Genomic DNA, 26,898 nt, shown 5'->3' on the forward strand with positions numbered 1-26,898 from the left:
TTAAAAAAAGAGCAAAGGGGTTTTGATCACCCCTTTGCTGTAGTAATAAATTCTTTCATTTTTATGTATTCTTCATATCCGAAGGATATTTTCCCTTTTGTCAGATTAAAATATCCGTTTTTCTGCATGGACCGGATGGTGCGGTCCAGTGTTTTGATATTCATGCCAAGCTCTTCACTGAGGCGTTCCCGTATTTTCTGCAGAATAAAAGCGCCGTTTTCCGGAAAGACAGCATCTGTCTGTTCAGAAAGAGAACCTTCATATGCTCTTACCAGATAATCTGCCAGCAGAAAGGTTGGAGGGTAATAAAGCTTGAGGCCGTTGTTGTAGGAGGAGCGGTATAGCTTAAAAGCAGTTCTTCTTGCCATCAGCCGGAGAATATGCTGGTCGTTCCGGATCCATGTCTCTGCATCCTTTCGGGAAATATAGATTACCGTACACTCTGTAACAGCCTCTATGGTAACAGAAGTGCGGGGCATTTCCGCCAGAATGGTTACCTCCCCGATAAAATCAATGGCCCGGTTTGTTTCGATCATATAGATTTTTCCATTTTCAAATTCATTAATGACCCGGTTTTCACCTTTTGCAACAATGCCGAAAAACTGAAGCTCACAGTCCTTCTGGTGGATCAGCTTTCCCGGAGGACAAACCTTGACAAAGGCCTTTTTTCGTATTTCCTCAGGCATGGTTTCTGTGTATTCTATAAGACCGGGGATTTCTTTTTCCAGATCTTCCACTGTCATAAACATTCTCCTTTTGCGTATATTCCATAAAGAAGTAATAGAAGTGTAAAAAAATATATTTCTATAAATACCAGTAAAAGTGCATGGCGCATAAAGATTTTCACGCATAATGAAAAATCATTTTATTATCTTCTCTGTAAATAAGAGTTCGTCGCTCTCTGTGTGTTAGAAAAATTATAGCACAAAGATGTGAGCGTTTCTACCGTTTTCCTCTTCCCATTTTCTAAAAAACTGTTCATAAATCACAAAAACACCTCAAATGTCCTTTTTTCTGTCAGCCCTTTTCGATAAGATAAAAATAACAAAAAACGGAACGGGAGGTAAGAGAAATCGTGAAAAAACAAAAAGAAAATTTTGCTTATGAGTCACTGGGACAAAGAATCAGAACAGAATGGAAAATCTACCTTCTGGCATTTCTTTTTGTTCTGATCGCAGATAATATCGGTCAGATCAAAATTCCAGTGGGAACAGGGATGTTTATTTTATTCCCAATCTTTTATGCCATTATTCTGGGCGTGGTAAGCGGTCCTCAGGTACTGAAGATCGTAGAAAACAAACATGTAAAAGCAGCTTCCAAGCTGGTGGTGGTTGGAATTGCGCCTTTTAATGTAAAGCTTGGAATTACAGCAGGAGCCAATATCGAAACAATTTTAAGCGCCGGTCCTGCAGTTCTGCTCCATGGCTTCGGAAACCTTTTTGGGATCTTCCTTGCGCTGCCGGTTGCTATTCTTCTGGGAATGAAAAGAGAGGCGGTGGGAGCCTGCTTTTCCATTAACCGTGAGTATCATATGGCGCTGATCAATAATATTTACGGCGCAGATTCTGCTGAGGCAAGAGGAAGTCTTTCTATTTATATTGTCGGCGGAATGGTGGGAACCATTTATTTTGGAATCCTGGCATCTGCAGTGGCAATGACCGGACTTTTTCATCCTGAGGCAATGGGACTGGCATCAGGTGTGGGTGCGGGAATCATGATGGCAAGCTCCAGCGCGTCTCTCTGCGCCATGTATCCTGATTTTGCAGAATCCATTAAAACGCTTGCCAGCGTGGGAGAAACCATGGCAGGAATAACAGGAATTTACATTAACATGTTTATTGCGATTCCCCTTTGCGACAAACTGTATCAGATACTGGAACCAAAGCTTGGTCACTTTGGACGCAAAAAGAAGGCTGGAAAGGAGTAAGAGGATATGAGATACATAGAATGGCTGTTTCTTCTGGTGATCGGTGCCTGCGGTACCGGACTTGCAAACTTTATCGGATACGACGTGGGATTTATGGAGTCCCTTCCCGGGCTGGCGGTGCTGGTAATTATTTCCATGCTTGCAGTTGTCTGTACAAAGGTGATCCCTCTGAAGCTTCCCATTGTTGCCTACTGTGCCATCATTGGTCTTCTGGCTGCCTGTCCTTTATCTCCGGTAAGGACTTTTGTGATCGATGCTGCGGCAAAGATCAATTTTACAGCGCCGTTTACCATGGTGGGAGCCTATGCCGGACTTGCTATCGGGGATCAGCTGAAAACCTTTGTGAAACAGGGGCCGAAGATCCTTCTGGTAGGTCTTCTGGTAATGACAGGAACCTTCCTTGGCTCCTGTATCTGGGATTCCCTGATTCTGAAGCTTACAGGCGCAATTTAAAAGGAGCAGATGTTTATGATAAAATGTGATCTTCTGATAAAAAATACAGTTGTAATGACTGATTATGAAACAGTAAAAACAGGAATGGATATCGGCATAAAAGGGGAGAGGATCCTTTTTGTATCAGAAAAAGGAACAGAGGAGGTTCAGGCGCAGAAGGTGATCCGGGGAGAAGAAAAGCTTTTTATGCCCGGATTTACAGACAGTCACATGCACACAGGCCAGCAGCTTTTAAAAGGGCTGGTTCTGGATGCAAAGCCGATTATCTGGACAAGAGTCATGCTTCCTTTTGAAAGTACCCTGACACCGGAAAAAATGAGACTTTCCGCAAAAACAGCAGCTCTGGAGATGATCCGGTGCGGCACCACCTCCTTTGTGGATGCAGGCAGCTATTATATGTACGCGGCGGCAGAGGTTTATGAAAAAAGCGGACTGAGAGGCTGTCTTTCCGTTTCCACAATGGATGAAGCCGGTCTTCCGGAAAGCATTTCCATGAATGCCCGGCAGGCGGTAAAGGAGACAGACCGGCTTTATGATACCTGGAACGGAAAAGGAAACCTGAAGGTTTATTATGCGCTCCGGGCTTTAAACTCCTGCTCGGATGAGCTGGTGGAGCTGGCTGCTTCTCATGCCGGGGAAAGAAACGCAATGCTTCAGGCTCATATGAACGAATATCAGGGAGAGGTAGACGGGATCATAAAAAGAGAAGGAATCCGTCCCTATGAATACCTTGAAAAAAAGGGTGTGCTCTCAGAAAGATTTCTGGGCGCTCACAGTCTGATTCTTTCGGAAGAAGAAAAGGAGCTTATCAGAGAAAAAAAGGTAAAAATCTGTCACTGTCCGTTCAGTAACTGCGGAAAAGCAGTTCCGGATACGCCTGATCTGGTAAACCGGGGAATCATACCGGGATTTGGAAGTGACGGAGCAGCCCACGGAGGTTTAAGCCTGTGGAATGAAATGAGGATCTTCCGTTCTCTTATGAATATTTACCATGGTGTTCCCAAACATAACCCAAAAGTTATGCCTGCAGAGCTGCTTTTCCGAATGATGTTCGAGGGCGGGGCAGCCGCTGTAGATGAGATGGGACAGTGCGGAAGAATCGAGGAAGGCTGTAAGGCTGACATGATCGGCATCTGTCTGGAGACAGCGCGGCTGATCCCCAGTGGAAATCTTATTCACACTATGTTTGAGTGCGGAGAGGCAGGGGATGTCAGTGAGATGATCGTAGGAGGAAAAATTCTTATGGAAAACAGAGAGATAAAAACTCTGGATGAGGAAAAAATCCTGTTTGAGGCAAATCAGTATATGAAAAAGGCAGGTGTTCTGTAATGGGTATCTGGCTGATGACAGCGGCTGCCAATCTTGTGGTAGGCGCGTTGGTAGGCCTCTGCGGCGTGGCTGGCTTTCTGCTTCCCATGTTTTATACTGCAGGTCTGGGAATGAGCGTTACAGAGGGGCTGGCGCTGAGCTTTGCAGCTTTTATTATATCCGGCGCATTGGGCTCCTGGAATTATAAAAAGGCAGGAAACCTTGATGTAAAATTCGGGCTGAAGCTCAGTATCGGAAGTCTGATCGGAGCCATACTGGGAGTAAAGCTGAATCTGATCATTCCCGAGGAACAGGTAAAAGTGATTCTTTATCTGGTGGTGCTTCTTTCCGGAATCTCCATTCTTGTAAGAAAGGATGGAAAGCCTGAGGATAAAAAGAAAAAAGGCTTTTCCATTGAAAGAAATCTGCCTGTAACCTTACTTCTCGGGGCAGTGACCGGAGCCATCTGCTCTATGTCGGGGGCAGGAGGCCCGGTGCTTGTGATGCCGCTTCTGGTGGTTATGGGAATTTCAGTACGGACCGCAGTGGGAGTGGCGCTTTTTAACTCTGTCTTTATCGGTATTCCGGCAGTGACAGGATATCTTGCCCAGTGTGATATCAAAAAGCTTCTTCCGGTTCTGCTGATCGCTCTTCTTACTCATGGAGTCGGTGTATATTTTGGGAGCAAAAATGCATCCAGGATCAATCAGAAGCTTCTGAAAACAGGAATTGCAGTTTTTTCTGTGGGAATTGCAGTGTGTAAGCTGACAGGGATTTTTTAAATGACGGAAAGGCGCAGAGGGCTGTGAAAATAAACACGCCGGAGGAAGCCATTGAGCAGATCAGGGAAAAACTATACGCTCCGCTTTATCGGCAATGCGCCTGAGCATCAAAGAGCAGCAGTCCGAAGGGTTCTTCTGGTGGGAATCGGCTATGATAAAGAAACAAAAAAGCACCGCTGCAAGATAGAAGAAATAAAATTACAATAAAAGAAAACAACAACGGTTATGGAGGATATATTCCCGGGCGAAGAGGGTATATCCTTTTTGCTTGTGGGCTGCGATTCCCTTTATGTACTGTCATTATCAGCAGTAATATATTCCCGGAAAGCTGTCAGAAAAATTGACTTTTTACACGCAAAATTATATAATGAAAAGCGTTGATAAGGAGGAAATTTATGGTTCATAAAACCGGTCTGGAAGATTATTATATCACAAAAAATAATAAAAAACTTCGCTTTGGTTATACTACGGGTTCCTGTGCGGCAGCAGCTGCAAAAGGCGCTGCAGAAATCCTTCTTGGAGGAAAAATGATCCGTGAGATCAGTCTCATGACGCCAAAGGGAATTCTTCTGAATCTGGAACTTCTTGACATTCAGAAAGAAGAAAACGCAGTGACCTGTGCTGTTCAAAAGGATGCCGGAGACGATCCGGATACTACAAACGGGATTCTGGTGTATGCTACGGTGGAAAAGCTGGACGGCGAAGCCATTGAGCCCCGGATTGTCATTGACGGAGGCGCCGGTGTAGGAAGGGTGACAAAGCCGGGACTGAAACAGGCAGTAGGCGAGGCTGCTATCAATCCGGTTCCAAAAGCCATGATCCTCAGATCTGCGGAGGAGGCCGCAGACAGATTTGATTATGAAGGCAGACTGAAAATTACCATTTCTGTGCCTGAAGGAGAAAAAATTGCCGGAAAAACCTTTAATCCCAGACTTGGGATTGTGGGAGGTATTTCTATTCTGGGAACCACAGGAATTGTGGAGCCTATGAGTGAAAAGGCGCTGATCGACAGCATCCGAATAGAAATGAGCCAGCATGCGGCAATGGGCGAAGAGTATATTCTGGCAACTCCGGGAAACTACGGCGCGGATTTTTTAAGGGAGCATATGACGCTTCCTTTTGAAAAAAATATCAAATGTAGCAATTATGTGGGAGAAACCATTGATATGGCTGTGGATATAGGAGTGAAGGGCATTCTTTTTATTTCCCATATCGGCAAGTTTGTAAAGGTTGCAGCAGGGATCATGAATACTCATTCTCACAGTGCGGACGGGAGAATGGAGGTTCTTTCAGCAGGGGCCATCCGTGCGGGGGCTGACCTTGGCTGTGCAAAGGAGATTCTCAACTGCAATACCACAGACGAGGCGCTTGCTGTTCTGGACAGACATGGGATTCTGAAGGAAACCATGAAAGAGATCACGGACCGGATCCAGTTTTATCTGGACCACCGTTCCTATGACCAGATCCTTCTGGGAGCTGTGATTTTTTCCAGTGAATACGGATATCTGGGACAGACAGAACATGCGGCAGAATTAATTAAAAAAATATCCAAAGGAGAAAACAGATGATACATTTTGTTGGAGCAGGCCCGGGAGCGCCGGACCTTATTACAGTGAGAGGAAAACAGTATCTGGAGGAGGCTGACGTGATCATTTACGCAGGTTCTCTGGTAAATCCCCAGCTTCTGGAATACAGTAAGGATGTGTGCACCATCTACAACAGCGCAAAGATGACGCTGGAAGAAGTGATTTCTGTTATGGAAAAGGCGGAAAAAGAAGGTAAGACAACGGTTCGTCTCCACACAGGCGATCCCTGCATTTACGGAGCGATCCGGGAGCAGATGGATATTCTGGATGAAAAAGGAATTGCCTATGATTCCTGCCCGGGCGTCAGCTCTTTCTGCGGCGCGGCAAGCGCATTGAATCTGGAATACACACTTCCCGAGATTTCTCAGAGCGTGATCATTACAAGGATGGAAGGAAGAACTCCGGTTCCGTCCAAAGAAAGCATTCAGTCCTTTGCGGCTCATCAGGCGTCCATGGTGATCTTTTTAAGCACCGGAATGCTGGAAGAGCTGTCAAGAAGACTGATCGAGGGCGGTTATCGGGAAGATACTCCGGCTGCCATTGTCTATAAGGCAACCTGGCCGGACGAAAAGAAATTTATCTGTACCGTGGGAACTCTGGCAAAAACAGCAGCAGATAACAATATTACAAAAACAGCTCTGATGATCATTGGAGACGCGGTAAACGCAGCGGATTATGACCGCTCCAAATTATACGATCCTTCATTTACCACAGAATTCAGAAAAGCCACAAAATAAAACGGAGAAAAACATGAAGCTTTCCATAATCTGCTTCAGTCTTACCGGACTGGAAACAGCCAGCCGGCTGAAAACAGAATTTGAGAAACAGGGACACAGGGTTTTGCTTGCGTCAAAAAGTAAATATTTAAAGGATTCCATTCAGGAATCTGTATTAAAATGGACGGAAAGCCGTTTTTCTGCCGATGACGGGATCTTATTTGTGGGAGCCTGCGGCATTGCAGTGAGAAGCATTGCGCCGTATGTGGCGTCAAAAAAATCAGATCCGGCAGTGCTTGTGATCGATGAGTGCGGAAAATTTGTGATTTCTCTTTTATCCGGACATCTTGGAGGAGCAAATGAGCTTGCTCTAACAGCGTCAGAGATTCTCAACGCCCAGGCGGTGGTAACAACTGCAACCGACCTTCATGAACGTTTTGCAGTGGATATTTTTGCAAAAAAGAACGGCTGTGATATTATGAACATGACAGCTGCAAAGGAGGTATCTGCTGCGGTTCTGGCAGGAGAAAAGGTTGGTTTTTACAGCGAATTTCCCTGGACGGGAAAACTGCCTCAGGGATTAATCCTCTGTGACAGGAAAGGCGTTCCTGTGAGCCTGGATGAGAAAAACAGAACAGGCAAATCACCTGGAGAGGTTACAAAAAAGCAAGAAACGGGGAAGGCGGCAGAAGAAGCGTCAGCAGAGGAAAGCGCCGGAGAACAGGCAGTAAAGCTTGGCATTGCAGTTGCAATCCACAAATCCTGCGCTCCCTTTTTGTCCACGGTCCAGGTGATCCCAAAGACTGTCACCCTGGGCATGGGATGCCGTAAAAACAAGGAGCCGGAAGGAATTGAAAAAGCGGCGGACAGCTGTCTGGAACAGGAAGATATTTTTCCCCAGGCAGTGGAGCAGCTTGCAAGCATTTCCATAAAAAAACACGAGCCGGGACTTCTGGCTCTGGCAGAAAAGAAAAAGCTCCCTTTTCTTACCTTTGAGGGAGAAGAGCTTATGAAGGTACAGGGAGATTTTACTCCCTCAGCCTTTGTAAAATCTGTAACAGGCGCAGACAATGTCTGTGAAAGAAGCGCTGTGCTGGGCGCGGCAAAGGGGAAACTGATAAAAAGAAAATCCGGAGGGGACGGTGTTACCACTGCTTTGGCGCTCCGGGAATGGGAGGTACATTTTGAATAAAATTTATGTAGTTGGAATCGGGCCGGGAGGCTGCGACCAGATGACAGGAATTGCCATGGAAGCGTTAAAGGCCAGCGATGCCATTATCGGATATACCGTTTATGTGGATCTTGTAAAGGATACTTTTCCGGATAAAGAGTTTCTTACCACTCCCATGAAAAAAGAAGTGGACCGCTGTGTTCTTGCCTTTGAGGAGGCTGTGAAGGGCAAAGTGGTTTCCATGATCTGCAGCGGAGACGCAGGGGTTTACGGAATGGCAGGCCTTATGTACGAGGTTGGAGTAAAATATCCTCAGGTAGAGCTTGAAATTATTCCTGGAGTAACGGCTGCCCTTGGCGGAGCCGCAGTCCTTGGCGCGCCGCTGATCCATGATTTCTGTCTGATCAGCTTAAGCGATCTTCTGACGCCATGGGAAAAAATCGAGGCTCGTCTTCTGGGAGCCTCCCAGGCAGATTTTGTAATCTGTCTCTATAATCCTTCCAGCAGAAAACGTCACGATTATCTTCAGAAGGCCTGCGATCTGATGATGCAGTACAAATCACCGGAAACCGTGTGCGGTACTGTTTCCATGATTGGAAGAGAGGGCGAGGAATACCATCTTATGACCCTGAAAGAGCTTCGTGATACAAAGGTAGATATGTTTACCACCGTGTTTGTGGGAAATTCCCAGACAAAAGTGATCAATGGAAAAATGGTGACTCCAAGAGGATATCGGAATGTATAAAGTCATTGTGTTTGCCGGTACGACAGAGGGCTATGGACTCTGCCGCTTCCTTGGGGAAAACCAGATCCCGGTTCTTGGTTGTGTTGCCACAGAATACGGAGCAAAATCTCTTCAGGAGGGAGAGTTTCTTCATGTGCGTGCCGGACGTCTTACCCGGCCTGAGATGGAGGAGCTTTTAAAAAGGGAAAGGCCTCAGCTTGTACTGGATGCCACTCATCCCTATGCGGCGGAGGTGACGGAGAATATCCGTACAGCCTGCAGCAATACAGAGATTTCCTGTATACGGGTGCTGAGAAACGACAGTGAGCATCAGCAGGCAGTTTACGTAGAAAGCACAGAGGCTGCTGTCCGGTATCTGAAAGAAACAGAGGGGAAAGTTCTTCTTACCACAGGAAGTAAGGAACTGAAAGCATTTACAGAAATTCCGGACTACCAGAAACGGATTTTTGCAAGAGTGCTGTCCCTTCCTTCAGTTATAGAAGCCTGCAGGGAGCTGGGCTTTGAGGGGAAAAATCTCATTGCCATGCAGGGTCCCTTTTCTGAGGAAATGAACCGTGCAATGCTGAGACAGTATGACTGTCGTTATCTTGTCACAAAGGATTCCGGTAAAGCAGGAGGATTTCCGGAAAAAATCCAGGCAGCCATTTCCTGCGGAGCAGTTCCTGTGATCATAGGAAGACCCTCCGGCGATACAGGAATTTCTCCCGGAGCGTGCAGACGTATGCTGGCAGAAAAATTTGGTTTTACATACAAGCCCCACGTTACCCTTCTGGGAATTGGCATGGGAAGCCGGGAAACCCTTACCATTCAGGGAAAAGAGGCTGTGGAAAAAGCAGATCTTATTATCGGGGCAAGAAGAATGGCAGATGCCGTGCGCCTTTCTCATCAGGATGTTTTTTATGAGTACAGAAGCAGTGAGATTGCACAGTACATTGCAGAACATCCGGAATATGAGAGGATTGTTATTGCTCTTTCCGGCGACGTGGGATTTTACAGTGGAGCAAAAAAGCTTCTTGACCTTCTGGGAACAGACACAGAGGTGATTTGCGGGATTTCCTCAGTTGTGTATTTTATGGCAAAAATCAGTCTTTCCTGGGAGGATGCAAAGATTGTCAGCGCCCACGGAAAGACCTGCAATCTTGTGTCCCTGATCCGGAATCACAAAAAGGTGTTTGCCATTTTGGGAACCGCTGACGGAACAGCCAGGCTTGCCCGTAAGCTGACTTCCTACGGAATGGGAGATGTACTTCTCTATGTGGGGGAAAATCTTTCCTATAAAAACGAAAAGATTTTTGTAAAAAAAGCCTGTGAGCTGACAGAGTATCAGGGAGATGCTCTGAGCGTAGTGTGCGCATATAATGACCAGGCGGAACCTTTGCTTTCCACCCACGGGCTTGCGGATGAGACTTTTATCAGAGGAAAGGCTCCCATGACAAAAGCGGAGATCCGCATGGTCTCTCTTGGAAAACTGAAGCTGAAAAAAGATTCTGTCTGCTATGACGTAGGGGCAGGAACAGGCTCGGTTTCCGTGGAAATGGCGCTGAGAGCTTATGAGGGAAGGGTTTATGCTGTGGAGAAAAAAGAGGATGCTCTTGGGCTTCTTCAGGAAAACAGACAAAAGTTTGCTCTTGATCATATGGAGATCGTTGCAGGAACCGCGCCGGAGGCGCTGGAAGAGCTTCCTGCTCCTACTCATGCGTTTATCGGCGGTTCTTCGGGAAACCTGAAGGAAATTGTAAGGCTTCTTCTGAAAAAAAATCCGCAGGTTCGCATGGTGATCAACTGTATTACGTTGGAAACTGTAGGCGAAGCAATGGAATGCATCCGCGAACTGGAAGGGAAGGATGCTTCTGTTTCTTGGGAAACAGAGGTTGTCCAGCTGGCAGTTTCCCGGTCAAAATCAGTGGGACGCTATCACATGATGATGGGAGAAAATCCGATTTATGTGATCACCATTCATGCTCATAAATAAAAGGAGGCGCGATCCATGAAAATACCGAGAATACTTCTGGCAGCAGGAGCCAGCGGAAGCGGAAAAACGCTGATCACCTGCGGACTTTTACAGGCTTTTGTAAACCGGGGACTGAAAACAGCTTCCTTTAAATGTGGTCCGGATTACATTGATCCCATGTTTCACAGCCGGGTGATCGGAACAAAATCAAGAAATCTGGATACCTTTTTTACATCAGAAAAAATCACCAGAGGGATTTTTCAGAAAAACGCTTCCGGCTGTGACATTTCTGTGATGGAAGGAGTTATGGGATATTATGACGGCGTAGGCGGAACCACCACAAAGGCAAGCGCCTATGACCTGGCAAGATCAACCAGTACTCCTGTGATCCTGATCGTAAACAGCAAAGGCATGAGTGTTTCTCTGGCAGCTTATATCAAAGGTTTTCTGGAATACCGGAAGGACAGCTGCATAAAGGCAGTGATCTTTAATCAGATGTCGCCTATGCTTTATCCCAGAATGAAAGCTCTGGTGGAACAGGAGCTTGGGATTTCTGTTCTGGGCTATGTGCCGAAGGCAGAGGACTGTGTGATCGAAAGCCGGCATCTGGGGCTGGTGCTTCCGAATGAGATTCCGCAGCTGAAGAGCAGACTTCTGAAGCTTGCGGAAGTGCTGGAAAAATCTCTGGACATAGACGGGATCCTGAAGCTTGCAGAAAGCGCGCCGGCGATGGAAGAGGTTTCTCTTACAGCAGAATATACTCTTGAGCAGCCTGTAAGGATCGGGGTGGCAGAGGATGAGGCTTTTTGTTTCTTTTATGAGGACAATTTTAACCTGTTAAAAGGAATGGGAGCGGAGCTTGTGCCGTTTTCGCCCATACATGATAAGAGGTTTCCTGAAAATCTGGACGGGCTTCTTCTGTACGGTGGGTATCCTGAGCTGAACGGAAAAATGCTGGAACAGAATCAGTGTATAAAAGCTGAGATCAGGGATGCCGTAAACGGAGGAATGCCCTGTATGGCAGAGTGCGGAGGCTTTATGTACCTTCATGAGGAAATGGAGGATATGGAAGGACGATTCTGCAAAATGGCAGGTGTGATCCCGGGAAAAGTATTCCGCACACCAGGGCTTTCCCGGTTCGGGTATATTATGCTGAGCCAGCAAAAGACGGTTCTGGGAGAAAAAGACCTTGGCAGGATCCCTGCTCATGAATTTCACTATTTTGATTCAGAAACCTGCGGAAAGGATTTCCGCGCAGAAAAGCCGGAAGGCACCAGAGGATGGGACTGTATTCATGGAACAGACACCCTGATGGCCGGTTTTCCTCATCTTTATTATTACGGAAACCAGAAGGTGCCGGAGGCGTTTCTGAAAAAATGTCTGGAATATAAAAAACAGAGACACAGCCAATAAACAGGCGCCGTGTCAGGAAGAGGAAATTTTGTTTTATCATACCATTGCCCTGACAGCAGGGTTTTTACTTGATCTTCTGATCGGCGATCCAAGATGGCTGTACCATCCGGTGTGCCTGATCGGAAACCTGATTGCCGTACTTGAAAAGGGAATCAGAAAAATATTTCCCAAAACCCAAAAAGGAGAGCTTCTGGGAGGCTTTCTGGAAGTAGTTCTGGTCTGCCTTTTATCCTTTGGGATTCCGGCAGTGATCTTATCTGTTCTGTACCGGAATGTTCCGGCTTTGGGATGCGCTGTGGAAACCTTCTGGTGTTATCAGCTCCTTGCCACAAAATCCTTAAAGGATGAAAGCATGAAGGTACATGACCGGCTTTTAAACGGAACCATAGAGGAAGCCAGATATGCGGTTTCCATGATCGTGGGACGTGATACAAAAGCCCTTACAGAAGAAGGGGTTACAAAGGCTGCTGTGGAAACCGTGGCAGAAAACTGTTCTGACGGTGTGATCGCTCCTATGATCTACATGGCCGCAGGCGGTGCCCCTGTGATGTTTCTTTATAAAGGCATCAACACCATGGATTCCATGCTTGGCTACAAAAACGATAAATATCTTTATTTTGGAAGATGTGCGGCAAAGCTTGATGATCTTGCCAATTATCTTCCTGCAAGAATTTCCGGATGGCTGATGGTAGCAGCATCCTTTTTCTCCGGAATGAACGGGAAAAATGCTGCAAAAATCTACAAAAGGGACAGAAGGAACCATGCAAGCCCCAATTCTGCTCAGACAGAGGCGGCAATGGCAGGAGCTCTTGAAATCCAGCTGGCAGGAAATGCATATTATTTTGGAAAATTATATGAAAAGCCCACCATCGGAGACAGTCTGCGTCCGGTAGAACCAGAGGATATCAGAAGGGCAAACAGGCTGATGTACGCCACGGCAGTATTAAGCCTTGTGATCTGTGCCGGTCTGCGTCTGGCATTGCAGATTCTGCTGTAGCCATATGGAACTCCGGGAACTGTAAAGAACAGGATCCCGGAGCGGAGTCTGCAGCAGACAGATGGAAACAGGGATGAATTGACATACAGGAGACAGAAACATGAAACACGTACATGGAGGAAACATATATACTTATCGGAACTGCATGGATTTTTCAGCCAACTGCAATCCTCTTGGCACCCCGGAAAGTGTAAAACAGGCAGTCAGAGACAGCCTGGACAGAACAGGAGACTATCCCCAGGTAGGCTATGCGCCTTTAAGAGAAGCGCTGGGAGAGTACGAGGATATGGATCCCCGGCATATTATCTGCGGAAACGGAGCTGCAGAGCTTATTTTTTCACTCTGTCAGGCTGTACGCCCCAAAAAGGCCCTGATTCCTGTGCCCACATTTGCTGAATACGAACAGGCTCTTACAAGTGTGGGATGTCAGGTGGAGCATGTGCTTCTCAGAGAGGAAGACGGCTTTTGTATGCAGGAAAGTTTTATTGACTGGCTTCACGGAGATCTGGACATGGTTTTTCTCTGCAATCCCAATAATCCCACGGGAATCCTTACAGACAGGGAATTTCTTTTTCATGTGCTGAGGCGCTGCAGAGAGCTGGGAATCCTTTTGGTGGTGGACGAGTGTTTTCTTGACTTTGTAAAGGAGCCGGGAAAATATTCTCTGAAAGCGCAGCTTTCCAGATATCATAATCTTTTTATTCTGAAAGCGTTTACAAAGCGTTATGCCATGGCGGGGATCCGGCTGGGCTATGGCCTCAGCGAAAACGAAGAGCTTCTGGAAAAGATGGCTCAGGTGACTCAGCCCTGGAATATTTCTGTTATGGCAGAAATGGCAGGGATTGCTGCCCTGAAAGAAAATGCCTATGTAGAAAAAGGAAGAAAAACAATATTTGAGGAGGCGCCCTGCCTGAAAAAAGGTCTGGAGGAGCTGGGATTTACCGTGTATCCTTCTGAGGCAAATTATATTTTTTTCAGGGGAGAGCCAGGATTGTTTGAAAAAGGAATCCGAAACGGAGTGATCATCCGGGACTGCAGCAATTATCCGGGTCTGACAGAGGGCTTTTACCGGGTTGCGGTTCGCACGCATCAGGAAAATGAAAGGCTTCTGGAAGCTCTGAAAAAAGGTCTGGAGGGAGAATAATATGGCAAAAGCAATTATGGTACAGGGTACAATGTCCAACGCGGGAAAAAGTCTTCTTGCCGCAGGGCTGTGCCGTATTTTTAAGCAGGACGGCTATCGGGTAGCCCCCTTTAAATCACAGAATATGGCGCTGAATTCTTTTATTACAGAGGAAGGGCTTGAAATGGGAAGAGCTCAGGTGATGCAGGCAGAGGCAGCAGGAATCGCCCCTTCTGTTCTCATGAATCCCATTCTTCTGAAACCTACCAACGATGTGGGATCCCAGGTGATCGTCAACGGCGAGGTGCTTGGAACCATGAGCGCCAGAGATTATTTTAAATATAAGAAAAAACTGGTGCCGGATGTGATGAAGGCCTTTGAAGCCCTTGCTGCGGAAAATGACATTATTGTGATCGAGGGCGCAGGCAGCCCGGCGGAGATCAATCTGAAAACAGAAGATATTGTAAACATGGGCATGGCAAAAATGGCAAAGGCGCCGGTTCTCCTTGTGGGAGATATTGACAGAGGCGGTGTGTTTGCCCAGCTTTACGGAACGGTAGAGCTTCTGGAACCGGACGAACGGGAAATGGTAAAAGGTCTGATCATCAATAAATTCCGCGGCGATAAAACCATTCTTGATCCGGGCGTGGAAATGCTGGAAGAAAAATGTGGGATTCCGGTGGTAGGCGTTGCTCCGTATCTTGATATTCAGGTGGAGGACGAGGACAGTCTTACAGACAGGTTTGACAGAAATCAGGAAATCGGACAGATTGATATTGCAGTGATCCGGGTACCGAGAATTTCCAATTTTACAGACTTTAATCCGCTGGAAAGCATTCCCGGCGTGTCTCTTCGCTATGTAAAGCATGCTTCTGATCTGAAAAATCCGGATGTGATCATGCTTCCGGGAACAAAAAATACCATGGAGGATCTTCAGTGGCTTCGGGAAAGCGGAATGGAGGCTCTTATCCTGAAGGCTGCGGCAAAGGGCACCCTTGTTTTTGGTATCTGCGGCGGATATCAGATGCTTGGAGAATCTTTAAGCGATCCTTATGGAGTAGAAGCGGGAGGAACCATGAGAGGAATGGGGCTTCTGCCAATGGATACAGTATTTGCGGAAAAGAAAACCAGAACCCAGGTAACCGGAAAATATCTGGATATGGAAGGGGATTATCAGCCTCTTACCGGTGTGGAGTTTACCGGCTATGAGATCCATATGGGTGAAAGTACCTGGAAGTCCGGAGCAAAAGCAAGTACCTGGACAAGAGACGGAGTTACGGGACAGGAAAAAACAGAAGGAACTGTTTTTGAAAATGTGTGCGGAACCTATGTGCATGGGATTTTTGACAAAGAGGAATCTGCTCTTGCCCTGATCCGTGCAGCCGGAAAGAAAAAAGGCATTGACGTATCTCAGATGGAGGGCGTGGACTTTGCTGCTTTTAAGGAAACCCAGTATGATATTCTGGCAGCAGAGCTTCGGAAACACCTGGATATGAAAAAAATATATGAGATTCTGGAAGAAGGAACAGGAGGAACAGAAACATGAAGGTGCAGCTTGAAAATGTAAAGCCCATGGATATCGAGAAACGAAGCTTTGAGATCATAACAGAGGAGCTGGGAGATAAAAAACTGGTTCCGGGAACAGAGCTTGTGGTAAAAAGATGTATTCATACCAGCGCAGACTTTGACTATGCGGACAATCTCTGTTTTTCTCCTGAAGTAATCGAAAAGGCAATGGCAGCCATAAAAGACGGCGCCTGTATTGTAACGGACACCCAGATGGCAAAATCAGGAATCAACAAACGTGCCCTTGCCCGGTACGGAGGCGAGGTTTACTGTTTTATGTCGGACAAGGATGTGGCGGAAATGGCAAAAAAGAACGGTACAACAAGAGCCACTGCCAGTATGGATAAGGCAGCGGCCCTGAATAAAAAACTGATCTTTGCCATTGGAAATGCTCCTACAGCCCTTGTGCGTCTTTATGAACTGATCCAGGAAGGTAAGCTGGATCCGGAGCTGATCATCGGAGTTCCCGTAGGCTTTGTGAATGTGGTGCAGTCCAAAGAGCTGATCATGGAGTCAGGAGCGCCTTATATTGTGGCCCGGGGACGTAAGGGAGGAAGCAATATTGCAGCCTGTATCTGCAATGCCCTGCTTTACATGATCGACAACCGGAGAGATTAAAAGCTATGGATCACCTGCTTCAAAAGCTCACAGGCAGGACGGAAGTCTCCTGTGGGCATGGAGGAGCAGGAAAGCAGCAGCGTGATGGCAGACTGGTCTTCCTTCAGAACAGTAAGGCGCAGTCCCAGAAGTCGCGCTGCTTTTTTTACAGATGCGCCGTCTGCCTGGCAGGGAAGCGTAAGGGCAAGACTGGTTCCGGCGGCTCCGATCTGGATGCTGCAGTCTGGGCCAAAGGTTTCTCTGACAGCTGTGAGAAGCTCTTTCAGCTTGGCAGAATACAGCCGTTTCAACCGCCGCGTCTGAGCGGAAAGATGACCGTCCCGGATAAACTGGCACAGGGCGATCTGTTCTGCTTTGGAAGCAGTCTGATTATAATATTCGGATTTTTTCCGGTAGGTCTCAGAAAGTCCCGGGGGAAGTATCATAAAGCTTACCCGGATAGAGGGCAGAAGAAGCCTGGAAAAAGAACCGATATAAACAACGTCATGTCCTCCCGAAAGGCTGAACAGAGAAGGCGTGGGCTTTTGAAGATACACAAATTCATTTTCAAAATCATCCTCAATGATCAGGCTTTTATGCTCTGCGGCATAGCGGATCAGCTCCAGTCTCCTGGAAACAGGCATGATCTCGCCCCATTTTGTCATGTGGGCAGGAGAAACATAAATAACTCCGCTGTCCTTGTTACGGTATCGGACCTGGAAACCAAAATCAGAGAATACGGTGCTGCCCTGAATAAAAGAGGGAGTGGGAAAGGAAACGGTTTTTTTGTCCCGGATCAGAGGGCAGAGAATCTGCAGAAGGCTCTGGACTCCCGCGCCAACTACAATATCATCAGGTGAACAGGCAATATTCCGCTTCTGGTAAACATAGTCGGAAAGAGCCTGACGAAAATCTGCTTCCCCCTGAGGCTCTCCGTAAGTGAGAAGCCTCTGGTTTTGCCGGAGAGCGCTTTTCAGATATCGCTGCCAGAGGTCAAAGCGAAAGCTTTCCCGGTCCACGCCGGAAGAAGAAAGATCATACCTGCAGGGAGGAAGAGAAGGCTTTTCCGTCTGGCGGGGCAAAGGCTCTTTTGTGGCAATATCAGTGACGTAGTAGCCGCTCTGGGCTTTGGAAATAATATAGCCCTCTGCGGCAAGCTGAAGATAAGCGTTTTCCACTGTTGTGCGGCTTAGCTGAAGCTCCTGAGAACATTTACGCAGAGAAGGCATCCGGCTTCCGGGAAGAAGCTTCCGGGCTGTGATCAGATTTCTGTAATGGTGGTAAACCTGGAGATAAAGAAGCTCGGGGCCGTCAGTATTTTGTGAAAAATGAAAAATCTGATTTTTTTTCTTTTCTTTTGCTGCAGACTGCTGATTTATCATAAACTGTCCCCCTGAAAATAAGCAAAACTGGTTGTTTTTTGAGATACATGTTGATGATATTCTATAGCACAGCAAAGGAAAATGCAAGTTAAGGAGAAAAGCTTTGAAAAAAATTGCAGTTTTAAATGATTTATCCGGTCTGGGAAAATGCTCTCTGACAGCGGCGATTCCCGTGATCTCGGTGATGGGGGTACAGGCCTGTCCGCTTCCCACTGCTGTTTTAAGTGCACAGACAGGATTTCCGTCCTATTACTATGATGATTATACAGCCCATATGGAAGAGATTATGGATCAATGGGAAAAAATGGATTTTCGTCCGGACGGAATTTATACTGGATTTCTGGCAGGGGATGTTCAGGCGGAAATGGCTCTGGAATTTATAGAAAGATTTGCAGATTCAGATACCAGAATACTGACAGATCCCATTCTCGGAGACAATGGGATGGAATACCCCATTTATACAGAAGCCCTTTGTGAAAAAATGCGTCAGCTTGCAGAAAAGGCAAGTATGATCACTCCAAATCTTACGGAAGCGCTGCTTCTTCTTTATGGAAAAGAAGAAATGCATTGCCGGTGGAAGTATTTGTCCGGCCTGGAAACAGAGGCATTTATGGTTGAAATCCGGAAAACCGGACAGAAGATCGCAGAGAACTTTCATACAGAAGCAGTGATCACGGGAATTGATCTTTATACGCAGAGTGCAGACAAAGAGGCGGAAATGGCAAATCTGATCGTAAATGAAAGTATCTGGGAATGGGTTACGGCAAAAAAAGAAGGAGGAAGCTATTCCGGCACGGGAGATCTTTTTGCCTCAGTTTTAAGCGCAGGCATGGTAAAAGGAGCGGATACTGCGGAAACTGTAAAAAAGGCAGTAAATTTTATTTCCAGGGCAATTCATGATACGGTTCTTGAGGGAACGAACCGCAATGAAGGGGTATGCTTTGAAAAACATCTGGGAGAGTTATTGTAAAAACAGAAGTGTATGGGGAGAAGCGTAAAATATACTTCAGAGGATAAGGGATGATATGGATTTATCAGAATACATCAGAGAAATACTGAAAAAGATACCGGAAAAGATCAATATAAAATCTCCGGATCCCGGACAGGTAGTTATGTATCTGGTTCTGGGGATTCTGGGAGTATTTGTATTTATTACGATTATACGGCCTGTGGCATCCTTTTTCATGGACAGGAGAAAAAGGAATAAGATTATTTCCAAAGGAATGTTGTTCTGGAAAGACTTTGAAAAAAACTGGATCAGCTCCTGGAGAGGCGGGAGAGGCACTTCCGGTTATAAGTATCAGGACGGTCCCGGCTGCTACGTGATTCTTATTTATGACAATCAGCCCAGAGGACGGGGATTTCGAAGATATAAGGATGTTTATGTAGGACAGTCCATCCATGTGTATCACAGAGTTCATTCACATTTTAACGGAAAAGGAAACGGAGATGTATACGCTGATATCAAGTATGGAAGGCAGGCTTACGTAAGAATACTTCCCTGTTCGGAAAAAAGACTGAATAAAAAAGAAAAGCGCCTGATCAGGATCTTCCGCGCAGAGAAATCCTATAACAGGACAAAGGGCGGCGGAGTAAGGCGCTGATAAAATGAAAGCAGGAAATTCCCAAGAGCTTCCGGTTACAAGGAAGTATAGTTTTCAATTTGGCGGTATAGCTCCGTTCAAGGGCTATGCCGTCTTTTTCTGTTTAGTGGCTTCTTTCTGTTCCGTCTGCAGGTCAGTCGGCAAATGAATTTCTCCCACAAAGTTAAATATAATATCTACTTTCTGCTGTTCTTCCTTTACCTTTTCTGTAAGTTCTTTCTGCTTTGCATAATGGGCGCGTGTTGTCAGCACTTTGTCAGCTTTCAGAGTTTTCGCTATCCGCATAGGTCCGTTTCCGGCAACGCATAAATAAAAAATCCTCTTTACCGCACCGTCATTGATTGCGATATAGCGCACATCTCTTTCAACGAAAAAGATTTCCGTATAGCAGCTGACTCTTAGATAATCATGATATGCAATATAAGAGAGCTACGAACCGTTTTGGCGGAAAACGTAGCTCTTTTTGCGTCATTCTTTCGGCTTTTTCTTTCCAAACAGGGACAGCAGCTTCAATTTTCCTTGCTGGCTGGTGGCTGCCGGAAGTACAGAAGATTTTTTGAATACACATGCAAGAGTAATGCGGTTATCTTCTGAAAGATTCATATAATCAATTCCAAATACCCAGCAGATAGTAAAGGCCCATTTTTCGTCTGCTGTTTCCTTGTGCATGAGAGCGTCCAGCAATATGACGGGAACATTTTTAAGTAAGTCCGCTGCCGGTGTTTCCGGTTCGGCGGTAGTCCGGTCAGTTTCGTGACTGGTGCTGCTCTATAACGGATTGCCTTGCTTTTTTCAGAACTAAATTTATATCTTGGATACGCATATCTGCGATTCGGTCAATGCTGACCTCTATATCTGTCAGCAGACGCATAAATCCGGGATGATAGATAAATTTACAAAGAAGCCGGTTTATTTTGTTAAGATTTCAGTGTCACAAGGACATTGAAAATTGAATGACCGGCCGCAAGTGATACCGTTCCTGGGGAAGTAGTGCCATGACAGGGGCATACTAAAGGAACTAGAAACGCTGGGAAAATTCTGGGTAGGAACGGATTGTAGGGAAAATGGCAGAACAGCAAATAATAAACATGATGGAGGTATGAACTTGAAGTTAAACATTGAAGAAAAGAAAATCTTATACGCTTTCGGGTGTGAAAATCTTGAAAACACGATACGCCGGTTAAAATGGATTACCGCCCTGACAGTGGATACAAAGGTAAAACGCCGGATTCTGTGTCTGGCAAGAAAGCTGGACAGCGAAAATGTTAGAGAATAGTATCCCTGCTTTTGCCGTCATTTCCGCTTGGAGATGGAGGGATATTTTGAAGCGAAGAAGCACATCTGCCTTGTGGAAAAAAGTACAGACAGAGGACAGGAAAACAGCATGATTTCGGGTTGATTTACGGTCAAAACATCGGGTGCAGACCCGATGTTTTGGGTGTTACATATCGCGGAGGTATTAACTACCGTCTACCCTCAAAATGATGTTGTTGTACAGTTTCGGAGCTGTTTTGAACGAGAGATTTCATACACTCACCTATATTTTGAGGAAAATGAAGCATCTGGTAGATAGTAAAATTTAAACGTAATAATTAAAAATATTTTCTTGTGAACTTTTTAAAATTTATAATGGTTATATAGTATGTAAGACGTTTTACGATGGGAGAAACACTATGACAGATAAGGAACTAATGCAAGAAGTTTATAGTGGAAATCAGGAGGCATTAAGTGACTTGATTGAATTGTATTATGCAGATATTTTCCGATTCTGCTTGTATATGGTTCAGAGCGAGGATGATGCTTATGATATTACACAGGAAACATTTCTGAAATTTATAAAATACAGTTCGGCTTATCGCCAATATAACTTAAAAGGATATTTACTGACGATTGCAAGGAATCTGTGTTTCAGCTATTTTAGAATGCAAAAAGAACGCAATCATTCTTATGAGAGGGAAACGCTTGAAAAACTTCCCATTCAAAATGACAGCATACAAAACACAGAAAATTCGATTTATTTGCAGAAATTGTTAAGTGAACTATCGCCGGAAAACAGGGAGGTCGTGATTTTGCGCACTTATGAAGAATTGAAATTTAAGGATATAGCAAAGATGATGGGATGTAGTGTTTCAACTGTAAAATCAAGGTTTCGCTTGGGTGTACAGCATTTAAAGAGAATGGTGGAGGACGGAAATGGAAAATCGTGAAATCAAAGAGCTTTTTTTACAGGCTGACAAACAAATTGCGATTCAGGAATCAAGAAAACAACAGGTACTTACTTCTATGACCATGGAGCTAAAACAGCAAAAAATTCCGGTATTAAATCAAAGAGAAATTTTATTCAGTCAGTTTTTATATATGGATAAGTCATTTCTTATTTTACATGCAATAGCTGTTTGTTTTTGTATAGGTATATTACTGCTGCTACAGCGAGCAGGGGCAGACATAAATACAATGATAATTGCCTGTATGATTGGTGTTTCTGGAATTGCTGTTCTCACTGTATTTTTAATTGATAAATTATTCTTGGGCAGAATGGCAGAGTTGGGAGCAAGCTGCTATTTCAGTACAAAACAGAGTGTTGCAGCTTATATGGTAATTGTCGGCAGCATAAATCTTGCAATATTTTTGTTGATTATTTTCTACATTGGAAGTTCTCTGAATATTGGTATTTTACAGCTTGGACTATATGTGGTGACAGCATTTTTTCTGTCTAATATTGTGTCAGTAGGAATCCTGTCTACAGAAATCGGACGGGAAAACAGATACTTTCTTTTTATTAGCAGTGTTTTTCTTGCGATAGGATATACTGTTTTCTCTGCGGTTCCAACAGTATTTTCAGCGGTATCACTTGGAGCGTGGGGAATTGCTTGTTTTATATTGGGAAGTGTATTTGCCCTACAACTCAAAAAGTTATTTGTAGAAATGATAAAAGGAGAAATATTATGCATGAATTAAATCTGGTGGATGTACAAAAAAGGTATAAGGAGAAAGATGCAGTCATAGGATTCACATTCACATTTACAAATGGAGTCTATGGTTTGTTGGGGGAAAATGGAGCAGGAAAAACAACATTGATGCGATTGATTTGCGGAATTTTACAGCCGACAAATGGAAGCATTACCTGTGATAATATCCGTATATCGGATATGGGCGCAGAATATCGCCAGTTATTGGGATACTTGCCCCAGAATTTTGGATATTACGGAGATTTTACCGCAGTTCGTTTTTTGAATTATATGGCGGCTCTGAAAGCACTTCCGAGAGATTATGCAAAAGGAAGGGTAGAGGAATTGTTGGAATTGGTTGACTTGAAGGATGTCAAAAATAAAAAACTCAAAACATATTCTGGTGGGATGCTCCAAAGAATTGGTATTGCACAGGCTCTTTTGAATGAAGCGGATATTTTGATTTTGGATGAACCTACAGCAGGACTTGATCCTAAAGAACGGGTGCGATTCCGTAATATCATTAGTTCTTTGGGAAAAAAAAGGATTGTGTTGCTGTCTACCCATATTGTATCAGATATTGAATATATCGCTGATTGTATCCTGATGATGAAAAACGGAGAACTTATCCGGCAGGGAACAGAGAATGAGGTGATTGCTGACGTGCAGGGATATGTCTGGAAATGCGTTGTTCCGGAATGTGAGGTACAGGGGTTGAATGAAAAATATGTGGTAAGCAACTTACGAAACAGCGGCGAGAACGTGGAGTTGCGTATTGTTTCTGATATACAGCCTATGAAAAACGCTGAAATTACGGAAGCAACATTGGAAGATGCATACCTTTATTACACACAGGTGCTTGGAGGGAAAAACAATGCGGTTGTTTAAAATGGAAATTTACAAGTTATATCATGAGAAAGTTTTTTTATGGGGAGTTCTTTCTGTAATAGGGTTAATGATGATATTTTTTTGGTTCGCAGAAGTTGGGGATGAGCTTGCAGTGATTGGAGAAAAATCATATTCCGGCTATGAGGCAGTACAGGTAAACCGAAAAATTACAGAAGAATTTGAAGGAATCATCACAGACGAAAAAATTGATCAGATTATCAAGAAATATGGGATTCCATCTAAGTTAAGCGAGAATATGCCAAACTGGAGAGACGGAAATTATCTGAATGATTTTGTTGCTTTGTACTTCACAAACGGAAACTGGCAGGCACAAATACTTCCCACGCAAACGTATGCGTTGGAAGAATCCGAGCTTGGAAAAGTGTGTGAAAACAGGGGGATTGCTCCTACTTTGGAGTATGTAAAAGGATGGCGTGCTTTTGTTGAATTATTGCAGTTTGGACTTGTTTTAGGCAGTATCGTGGTTATATGCAGCATTTCAACGGTATTTGCAAAAGAAGGGCAGACAAAAATGCTGCCACTTATTTTTACAACAGAGGAGGGGCGGCGGAAAGATGTTTATGCAAAGGTTTTTTCGGCATTTTTATTAACTGCCACTGTCTTTATTGTAGTTGTTTTGTTGGATTTTATTTTGTGCGGCTTGGTTTATGGAATGGATGGTTTTACTAATATGACAGGGATAGTACTTGGAGAGAAAATGTTGCGAGCTGTATATCAAGTGAATTTCTCTCAATATTTAGTTAGACTATTATTATTTGGACTGCAAGGATTTTTCCTTTTGTGTGCAATTACATTGGCTATATCGGCTAAATATAATACTTCTTTTACAGCTGTGATTGTATCGGCGGTTTGTTGGGGAATGCCTGTGATTCTCAGGATGCTCTTAATGGGAATGAGCGCAATATTTATTTATGCGACCCCTCTTTTTCTTGTGATGCATGGATGTCTTGATGATGTGTATGGTGCAGAGGAAATTGTATTGCTTATAAGTTTGGTTATTGGAATTATTTGTACGATAACTGGATTCCTGAAGTACAAAGTAAAAGAAGCCGTATAATTTAAACTATTGGAAACTGGCAGCACTGAAACAGTTAAGAAAAGAATGGGAGAGGTTGGAACATGAAGAACGAAAAGCGAATACCTTTTGAAACCATTGAAAAAGTAGTTGAAGGAGAGCCGGAAGCAATACATAATGTCGTATGTTATTACAGAGGGTATATGAAATATCTATCTGTATTTCAAGGTCACTATCTGATATTCAAGACCGCTTGGAAGCGCAACTGATACAGGTATTATTCGAGTATCGCTTTAGGTATTCATTATGGAATGTTACGCGATAAAGTCTTTTCGCCTGAGTTGAGCGGCATTACAGCGAAGATAAGAGCAGGGGTAAGGGATTTATACTCCCGCTCTTAAAAATAAAGTTCTACTGCATAACATAACAAACAATATTTTTATATTGCCGTTCCCGTTCCATTCTTTTTCATTCCGGCGGCTCTGCCGATTTGCCTTGCTCCAAAGGAGAGGGATTAGGGAAAGGATAGGAAGGGAATGGAATGGGTATTTGATTAAATCCATATTTAGTATTTCTATAGTTATTTATATCTTTATATTATTGCGTTGGATTTTCCAATGTCGGATAAACCGATGTCGGAAAATCCATCGGAAATTATGCAGTATTCAAAAACGGTCTAATCCACCTGTTTTATAAAACTGCTGATTTGGGGGTGGGTATGTTACGCAGTAGAGGGTGAAAAACGCTTAGATGATATTTTATACTTCTACCCTCAAAAATGACGTTCTGTCGCGTAACAAAGTGAAGATAGAAAAACAGAGAGCTGACCACTATTGAAAGTGATTAGCTCTCTGTTTCTGTTTGCACTCTGTCTGTCAGCGTTAGTGATAAGTTATTGTGAATACTTCCTTATCAGCGTAAAACTAACAGTAAACCGGGAATATTCCTGCTTTTGCTATAGAAATTTTGATTTTAATCAATAAAGGATAAAATTTCTGTAATAAAAATTAAGAGTCTTTTTTCTCTTTGGCAATGATCAGAGAGTAATATCCTGCGCTGTCGGGAATTTCTTCAACACTTCTGTATACATGCTCGTTTTCCATGCCGCAGTTTTCTACCATAAGTACATCACGATTACTCTGCGCGAGAATTTCCTTTACCTGATTCATTTTCTTGCCTGATTTCATCAGTATGTAATTGCCGTGTTCGTTTAACGAAGTATCCAGACGGTGCACAGCAGGAATTACATGAAGCTGCTGATTCCATTCAGAAAGAGGAATATTCAGTCTGGCGGCAGCAGCGCAGAAAGAAGTAATACCGCTGACAAGAGCTGTTTTATAGCCGTCAGCTTCCACGAGGCGCTGAAGGTAAGTAAAAGTAGAGTAAACACAGGGATCTCCCAGTGTCAGAAAAATAATATTTTCTCCTTTATTAAGAACTGCTTCCAGTGTCTTTGCGCCTCTGGCATGATTGCTTTCCAGTTCCTCAGGATCATGAGTCATGGGCATATAAATGGGAAGAAGTTCCTTTTCTGCCAGTTCCGGTACTGCCTGCACTGCAATCTTGTAGGCAACCGTATCTTTCGGCTCCGCTCCTGGTACAGCTATGATTTTATTTTCGCGGATCAGACGCACTGCCTTCAGAGTCATCAGCTCCGGATCTCCCGGGCCTACGCCCACACCGTATAAGGTTCCTTTCATTAATTGTTCCTCCTTGTGGTTTACAAAATTTCTTCCATTATACAAAAAAAAGAGCAGGTTGGCAATTGGAGATATTGTGCTTTGATTTTATAAAGCTTTATGGGCAAAGAAATTTAAAATTTTATTTTAGCAGCTATAAATAAGCAGGCTTGAAAAAGTGCATAAACTCCTCGATGATTTGTCTTTATGGGATGCTCATATAAAGTATCGCATTTCCTTTATGTCCGTATATTCCGAATTGTATTGTGCAAAATTCGATATTTGCTCATTTATAGTTAACAGTTTTATTTTAGATGGTAAAAGGTATATTGCAATTGAGCAAAAAATTAGTGTTAAAAATTTATAAAAAAAACAGTTGACAGAGGCGGAAGAAAGTGGTAAATTAATCTGGCTGTCACAAAGAAATGATTCTTTTGAAGAAACAACTTGAAAAACTTTGAAAAAAGTCAAAAAACTTGTTGACAATCCTTTCTGAGTGTGGTAAAGTAAACAAGCTGTCAGCGAGAGAGCGAATTACTTAAAAGAACATCGAAAAAGTTTGAAAAAACTTGAAAAAAGTTCTTGACAAACAAAAAAAGATGTGATAAAGTAAACGAGCTGTCTGAGAGACAGAAAACAAAGAACCTTGATAACTAAACAGTGAGACACATACGATTCTCGAAAATTCTTTTATACATTCAAAGAACGGTTCGATGAACCAACAACAGTAAAACGAGAGATAGCTAGTAGTTATCTTGAGTGGAACAACCTCTTGAGCCTTTGGCTCAATCGGTGAGATGCAATTAAGCCAATGCAAGCATTGCTGAATTGCTTACACACTTTTACAGAGAGTTTGATCCTGGCTCAGGATGAACGCTGGCGGCGTGCTTAACACATGCAAGTCGAACGGGGATTATTTTGACAGAGACTTCGGTTGAAGTCGTTATAATCCTAGTGGCGGACGGGTGAGTAACGCGTGGGTAACCTGCCTCACACTGGGGGATAACAGTCAGAAATGACTGCTAA

At 44.2% G+C, this 26,898-nt stretch carries 28 protein-coding genes and 1 rRNA gene; 24 read left to right on the forward strand and 5 right to left on the reverse strand.

Features of this window, described 5'->3' with window-relative positions; genetic code table 11:
• Positions 1–26 precede the first annotated feature (26 nt).
• Positions 27–743, reverse strand: a complete 717-nt coding sequence (locus NSA57_RS07295) for a Crp/Fnr family transcriptional regulator (protein WP_257464441.1) — start codon at positions 741–743, stop codon at positions 27–29.
• A 329-nt stretch (positions 744–1,072) separates the two neighbouring features.
• On the opposite strand from NSA57_RS07295, the gene NSA57_RS07300 reads away from it, so the two are divergent.
• The 15 genes from NSA57_RS07300 to NSA57_RS07370 all read left to right on the forward strand — a co-directional run bounded on the left by NSA57_RS07300 (position 1,073) and on the right by NSA57_RS07370 (position 16,356).
• The gene (locus NSA57_RS07300) at positions 1,073–1,927 is read left to right on the forward strand and encodes a DUF3100 domain-containing protein (protein ID WP_408611628.1); all 855 of its coding nucleotides are present in this window, start codon (positions 1,073–1,075) and stop codon (positions 1,925–1,927) included.
• A gap of 6 nt (positions 1,928–1,933) precedes the next feature.
• Positions 1,934–2,380, forward strand: coding sequence for a hypothetical protein (locus tag NSA57_RS07305; RefSeq protein ID WP_022066985.1), 447 nt, complete (start codon positions 1,934–1,936; stop codon positions 2,378–2,380).
• Between the two features lie 15 nt (positions 2,381–2,395).
• On the forward strand, positions 2,396–3,709 hold the full coding sequence (locus NSA57_RS07310) for an amidohydrolase family protein (RefSeq protein WP_257464443.1): 1,314 nt from the start codon (positions 2,396–2,398) through the stop codon (positions 3,707–3,709).
• Entirely contained in the window at positions 3,709–4,470 is a 762-nt protein-coding gene (locus tag NSA57_RS07315) for a sulfite exporter TauE/SafE family protein (RefSeq protein ID WP_147599621.1), read from the forward strand. The genes NSA57_RS07310 and NSA57_RS07315 overlap by 1 nt, the downstream gene beginning before the upstream one ends.
• Positions 4,471–4,521: 51 nt before the next feature.
• A complete protein-coding gene (locus tag NSA57_RS07320) occupies positions 4,522–4,677 on the forward strand; it encodes a hypothetical protein (protein ID WP_257464444.1) in 156 nt (51 codons plus the stop codon).
• A 188-nt stretch (positions 4,678–4,865) separates the two neighbouring features.
• The gene (gene cbiD / locus NSA57_RS07325; RefSeq protein ID WP_257464445.1) at positions 4,866–6,038 is read left to right on the forward strand and encodes a cobalt-precorrin-5B (C(1))-methyltransferase CbiD; all 1,173 of its coding nucleotides are present in this window, start codon (positions 4,866–4,868) and stop codon (positions 6,036–6,038) included.
• A complete protein-coding gene (gene cobM, locus NSA57_RS07330) occupies positions 6,035–6,793 on the forward strand; it encodes a precorrin-4 C(11)-methyltransferase (protein ID WP_022066990.1) in 759 nt (252 codons plus the stop codon). Before cbiD ends, cobM begins: the two co-directional genes overlap by 4 nt.
• A gap of 13 nt (positions 6,794–6,806) precedes the next feature.
• On the forward strand, positions 6,807–7,964 hold the full coding sequence (locus tag NSA57_RS07335; RefSeq protein WP_257464446.1) for a cobalt-precorrin 5A hydrolase: 1,158 nt from the start codon (positions 6,807–6,809) through the stop codon (positions 7,962–7,964).
• Positions 7,957–8,688: a precorrin-3B C(17)-methyltransferase gene (cobJ, locus tag NSA57_RS07340; protein ID WP_022066992.1), complete on the forward strand. Its 732-nt coding sequence runs from the start codon at positions 7,957–7,959 to the stop codon at positions 8,686–8,688. The genes NSA57_RS07335 and cobJ overlap by 8 nt, the downstream gene beginning before the upstream one ends.
• Positions 8,681–10,660 carry a precorrin-6A reductase gene (cobK, locus tag NSA57_RS07345; RefSeq protein ID WP_257464447.1) on the forward strand — a complete coding sequence of 660 codons (1,980 nt, stop codon included), beginning with the start codon at positions 8,681–8,683 and terminating at the stop codon, positions 10,658–10,660. The genes cobJ and cobK overlap by 8 nt, the downstream gene beginning before the upstream one ends.
• Positions 10,661–10,675: 15 nt before the next feature.
• Positions 10,676–12,052 (forward strand): cobyrinic acid a,c-diamide synthase CobB, encoded by a 1,377-nt coding sequence (locus NSA57_RS07350; protein WP_257464448.1) that lies wholly within the window; start codon positions 10,676–10,678, stop codon positions 12,050–12,052.
• 25 nt (positions 12,053–12,077) lie between these two features.
• A complete protein-coding gene (gene cbiB, locus NSA57_RS07355) occupies positions 12,078–13,049 on the forward strand; it encodes an adenosylcobinamide-phosphate synthase CbiB (protein ID WP_147599628.1) in 972 nt (323 codons plus the stop codon).
• 100 nt (positions 13,050–13,149) lie between these two features.
• Positions 13,150–14,193, forward strand: coding sequence for a pyridoxal phosphate-dependent aminotransferase (locus tag NSA57_RS07360; RefSeq protein WP_257464449.1), 1,044 nt, complete (start codon positions 13,150–13,152; stop codon positions 14,191–14,193).
• A gap of 1 nt (position 14,194) precedes the next feature.
• Positions 14,195–15,718, forward strand: a complete 1,524-nt coding sequence (locus NSA57_RS07365) for a cobyric acid synthase (RefSeq protein ID WP_257464450.1) — start codon at positions 14,195–14,197, stop codon at positions 15,716–15,718.
• A complete protein-coding gene (locus NSA57_RS07370) occupies positions 15,715–16,356 on the forward strand; it encodes a precorrin-8X methylmutase (RefSeq protein WP_147599631.1) in 642 nt (213 codons plus the stop codon). The genes NSA57_RS07365 and NSA57_RS07370 overlap by 4 nt, the downstream gene beginning before the upstream one ends.
• Here NSA57_RS07370 and pdxR read toward each other — a convergent pair.
• Positions 16,353–17,717, reverse strand: coding sequence for a MocR-like pyridoxine biosynthesis transcription factor PdxR (gene pdxR, locus NSA57_RS07375; protein ID WP_257464451.1), 1,365 nt, complete (start codon positions 17,715–17,717; stop codon positions 16,353–16,355). The genes NSA57_RS07370 and pdxR overlap by 4 nt on opposite strands.
• Before the next feature lie 103 nt (positions 17,718–17,820).
• On the opposite strand from pdxR, the gene NSA57_RS07380 reads away from it, so the two are divergent.
• Entirely contained in the window at positions 17,821–18,687 is an 867-nt protein-coding gene (locus tag NSA57_RS07380) for a pyridoxamine kinase (RefSeq protein ID WP_147599633.1), read from the forward strand.
• A gap of 55 nt (positions 18,688–18,742) precedes the next feature.
• Positions 18,743–19,321, forward strand: coding sequence for a GIY-YIG nuclease family protein (locus NSA57_RS07385; protein ID WP_022067001.1), 579 nt, complete (start codon positions 18,743–18,745; stop codon positions 19,319–19,321).
• An 84-nt stretch (positions 19,322–19,405) separates the two neighbouring features.
• On the opposite strand, the gene NSA57_RS19595 is transcribed toward NSA57_RS07385, so the two are convergent.
• Positions 19,406–19,606 (reverse strand): hypothetical protein, encoded by a 201-nt coding sequence (locus tag NSA57_RS19595; protein ID WP_330671311.1) that lies wholly within the window; start codon positions 19,604–19,606, stop codon positions 19,406–19,408.
• Between the two features lie 183 nt (positions 19,607–19,789).
• Positions 19,790–19,990 carry a hypothetical protein gene (locus NSA57_RS07395; RefSeq protein ID WP_243873682.1) on the reverse strand — a complete coding sequence of 67 codons (201 nt, stop codon included), beginning with the start codon at positions 19,988–19,990 and terminating at the stop codon, positions 19,790–19,792.
• Between the two features lie 436 nt (positions 19,991–20,426).
• On the opposite strand from NSA57_RS07395, the gene NSA57_RS07400 reads away from it, so the two are divergent.
• From NSA57_RS07400 to NSA57_RS07425, 6 genes are all read left to right on the forward strand, one after another.
• The gene (locus NSA57_RS07400) at positions 20,427–20,597 is read left to right on the forward strand and encodes a hypothetical protein (protein WP_257464452.1); all 171 of its coding nucleotides are present in this window, start codon (positions 20,427–20,429) and stop codon (positions 20,595–20,597) included.
• 397 nt (positions 20,598–20,994) lie between these two features.
• Positions 20,995–21,528 (forward strand): RNA polymerase sigma factor, encoded by a 534-nt coding sequence (locus NSA57_RS07405; RefSeq protein WP_147599634.1) that lies wholly within the window; start codon positions 20,995–20,997, stop codon positions 21,526–21,528.
• A complete protein-coding gene (locus tag NSA57_RS07410) occupies positions 21,515–22,279 on the forward strand; it encodes a hypothetical protein (RefSeq protein ID WP_147599635.1) in 765 nt (254 codons plus the stop codon). Before NSA57_RS07405 ends, NSA57_RS07410 begins: the two co-directional genes overlap by 14 nt.
• On the forward strand, positions 22,267–23,157 hold the full coding sequence (locus NSA57_RS07415) for an ABC transporter ATP-binding protein (protein WP_147599653.1): 891 nt from the start codon (positions 22,267–22,269) through the stop codon (positions 23,155–23,157). The genes NSA57_RS07410 and NSA57_RS07415 overlap by 13 nt, the downstream gene beginning before the upstream one ends.
• Positions 23,144–24,235, forward strand: a complete 1,092-nt coding sequence (locus NSA57_RS07420) for an ABC transporter permease (protein ID WP_147599636.1) — start codon at positions 23,144–23,146, stop codon at positions 24,233–24,235. The genes NSA57_RS07415 and NSA57_RS07420 overlap by 14 nt, the downstream gene beginning before the upstream one ends.
• Before the next feature lie 62 nt (positions 24,236–24,297).
• A complete protein-coding gene (locus NSA57_RS07425) occupies positions 24,298–24,462 on the forward strand; it encodes a helix-turn-helix domain-containing protein (protein ID WP_243873684.1) in 165 nt (54 codons plus the stop codon).
• Between the two features lie 738 nt (positions 24,463–25,200).
• On the opposite strand, the gene cobI is transcribed toward NSA57_RS07425, so the two are convergent.
• Entirely contained in the window at positions 25,201–25,893 is a 693-nt protein-coding gene (gene cobI, locus NSA57_RS07430) for a precorrin-2 C(20)-methyltransferase (protein ID WP_257464453.1), read from the reverse strand.
• 820 nt (positions 25,894–26,713) lie between these two features.
• On the opposite strand from cobI, the gene NSA57_RS07435 reads away from it, so the two are divergent.
• Positions 26,714–26,898, forward strand: a 16S ribosomal RNA gene (locus tag NSA57_RS07435); the annotation flags it as partial.

The organism is Blautia caecimuris, assembly GCF_024622975.1.
Taxonomy (GTDB): domain Bacteria; phylum Bacillota; class Clostridia; order Lachnospirales; family Lachnospiraceae; genus Blautia_A; species Blautia_A caecimuris.

Bases quoted from the DNA above. Each gene is read 5' to 3' on its own strand.
- NSA57_RS07295 (WP_257464441.1), bottom strand. From the start codon at position 743: ATGACAGTGGAAGATCTGGAAAAAGAAATCCCCGGTCTTATAGAATAC.
- NSA57_RS07305 (WP_022066985.1), top strand. From the start codon at position 1,934: ATGAGATACATAGAATGGCTGTTTCTTCTGGTGATCGGTGCCTGCGGT.
- NSA57_RS07310 (WP_257464443.1), top strand. From the start codon at position 2,396: ATGATAAAATGTGATCTTCTGATAAAAAATACAGTTGTAATGACTGAT.
- NSA57_RS07315 (WP_147599621.1), top strand. From the start codon at position 3,709: ATGGGTATCTGGCTGATGACAGCGGCTGCCAATCTTGTGGTAGGCGCG.
- cbiD (WP_257464445.1), top strand. From the start codon at position 4,866: ATGGTTCATAAAACCGGTCTGGAAGATTATTATATCACAAAAAATAAT.
- cobM (WP_022066990.1), top strand. From the start codon at position 6,035: ATGATACATTTTGTTGGAGCAGGCCCGGGAGCGCCGGACCTTATTACA.
- NSA57_RS07335 (WP_257464446.1), top strand. From the start codon at position 6,807: ATGAAGCTTTCCATAATCTGCTTCAGTCTTACCGGACTGGAAACAGCC.
- cobK (WP_257464447.1), top strand. From the start codon at position 8,681: ATGTATAAAGTCATTGTGTTTGCCGGTACGACAGAGGGCTATGGACTC.
- NSA57_RS07350 (WP_257464448.1), top strand. From the start codon at position 10,676: ATGAAAATACCGAGAATACTTCTGGCAGCAGGAGCCAGCGGAAGCGGA.
- NSA57_RS07360 (WP_257464449.1), top strand. From the start codon at position 13,150: ATGAAACACGTACATGGAGGAAACATATATACTTATCGGAACTGCATG.
- NSA57_RS07365 (WP_257464450.1), top strand. From the start codon at position 14,195: ATGGCAAAAGCAATTATGGTACAGGGTACAATGTCCAACGCGGGAAAA.
- NSA57_RS07370 (WP_147599631.1), top strand. From the start codon at position 15,715: ATGAAGGTGCAGCTTGAAAATGTAAAGCCCATGGATATCGAGAAACGA.
- pdxR (WP_257464451.1), bottom strand. From the start codon at position 17,717: ATGATAAATCAGCAGTCTGCAGCAAAAGAAAAGAAAAAAAATCAGATT.
- NSA57_RS07385 (WP_022067001.1), top strand. From the start codon at position 18,743: ATGGATTTATCAGAATACATCAGAGAAATACTGAAAAAGATACCGGAA.
- NSA57_RS19595 (WP_330671311.1), bottom strand. From the start codon at position 19,606: ATGCGGATAGCGAAAACTCTGAAAGCTGACAAAGTGCTGACAACACGC.
- NSA57_RS07395 (WP_243873682.1), bottom strand. From the start codon at position 19,990: ATGCACAAGGAAACAGCAGACGAAAAATGGGCCTTTACTATCTGCTGG.
- NSA57_RS07405 (WP_147599634.1), top strand. From the start codon at position 20,995: ATGACAGATAAGGAACTAATGCAAGAAGTTTATAGTGGAAATCAGGAG.
- NSA57_RS07410 (WP_147599635.1), top strand. From the start codon at position 21,515: ATGGAAAATCGTGAAATCAAAGAGCTTTTTTTACAGGCTGACAAACAA.
- NSA57_RS07415 (WP_147599653.1), top strand. From the start codon at position 22,267: ATGCATGAATTAAATCTGGTGGATGTACAAAAAAGGTATAAGGAGAAA.
- NSA57_RS07420 (WP_147599636.1), top strand. From the start codon at position 23,144: ATGCGGTTGTTTAAAATGGAAATTTACAAGTTATATCATGAGAAAGTT.
- NSA57_RS07425 (WP_243873684.1), top strand. From the start codon at position 24,298: ATGAAGAACGAAAAGCGAATACCTTTTGAAACCATTGAAAAAGTAGTT.
- cobI (WP_257464453.1), bottom strand. From the start codon at position 25,893: ATGAAAGGAACCTTATACGGTGTGGGCGTAGGCCCGGGAGATCCGGAG.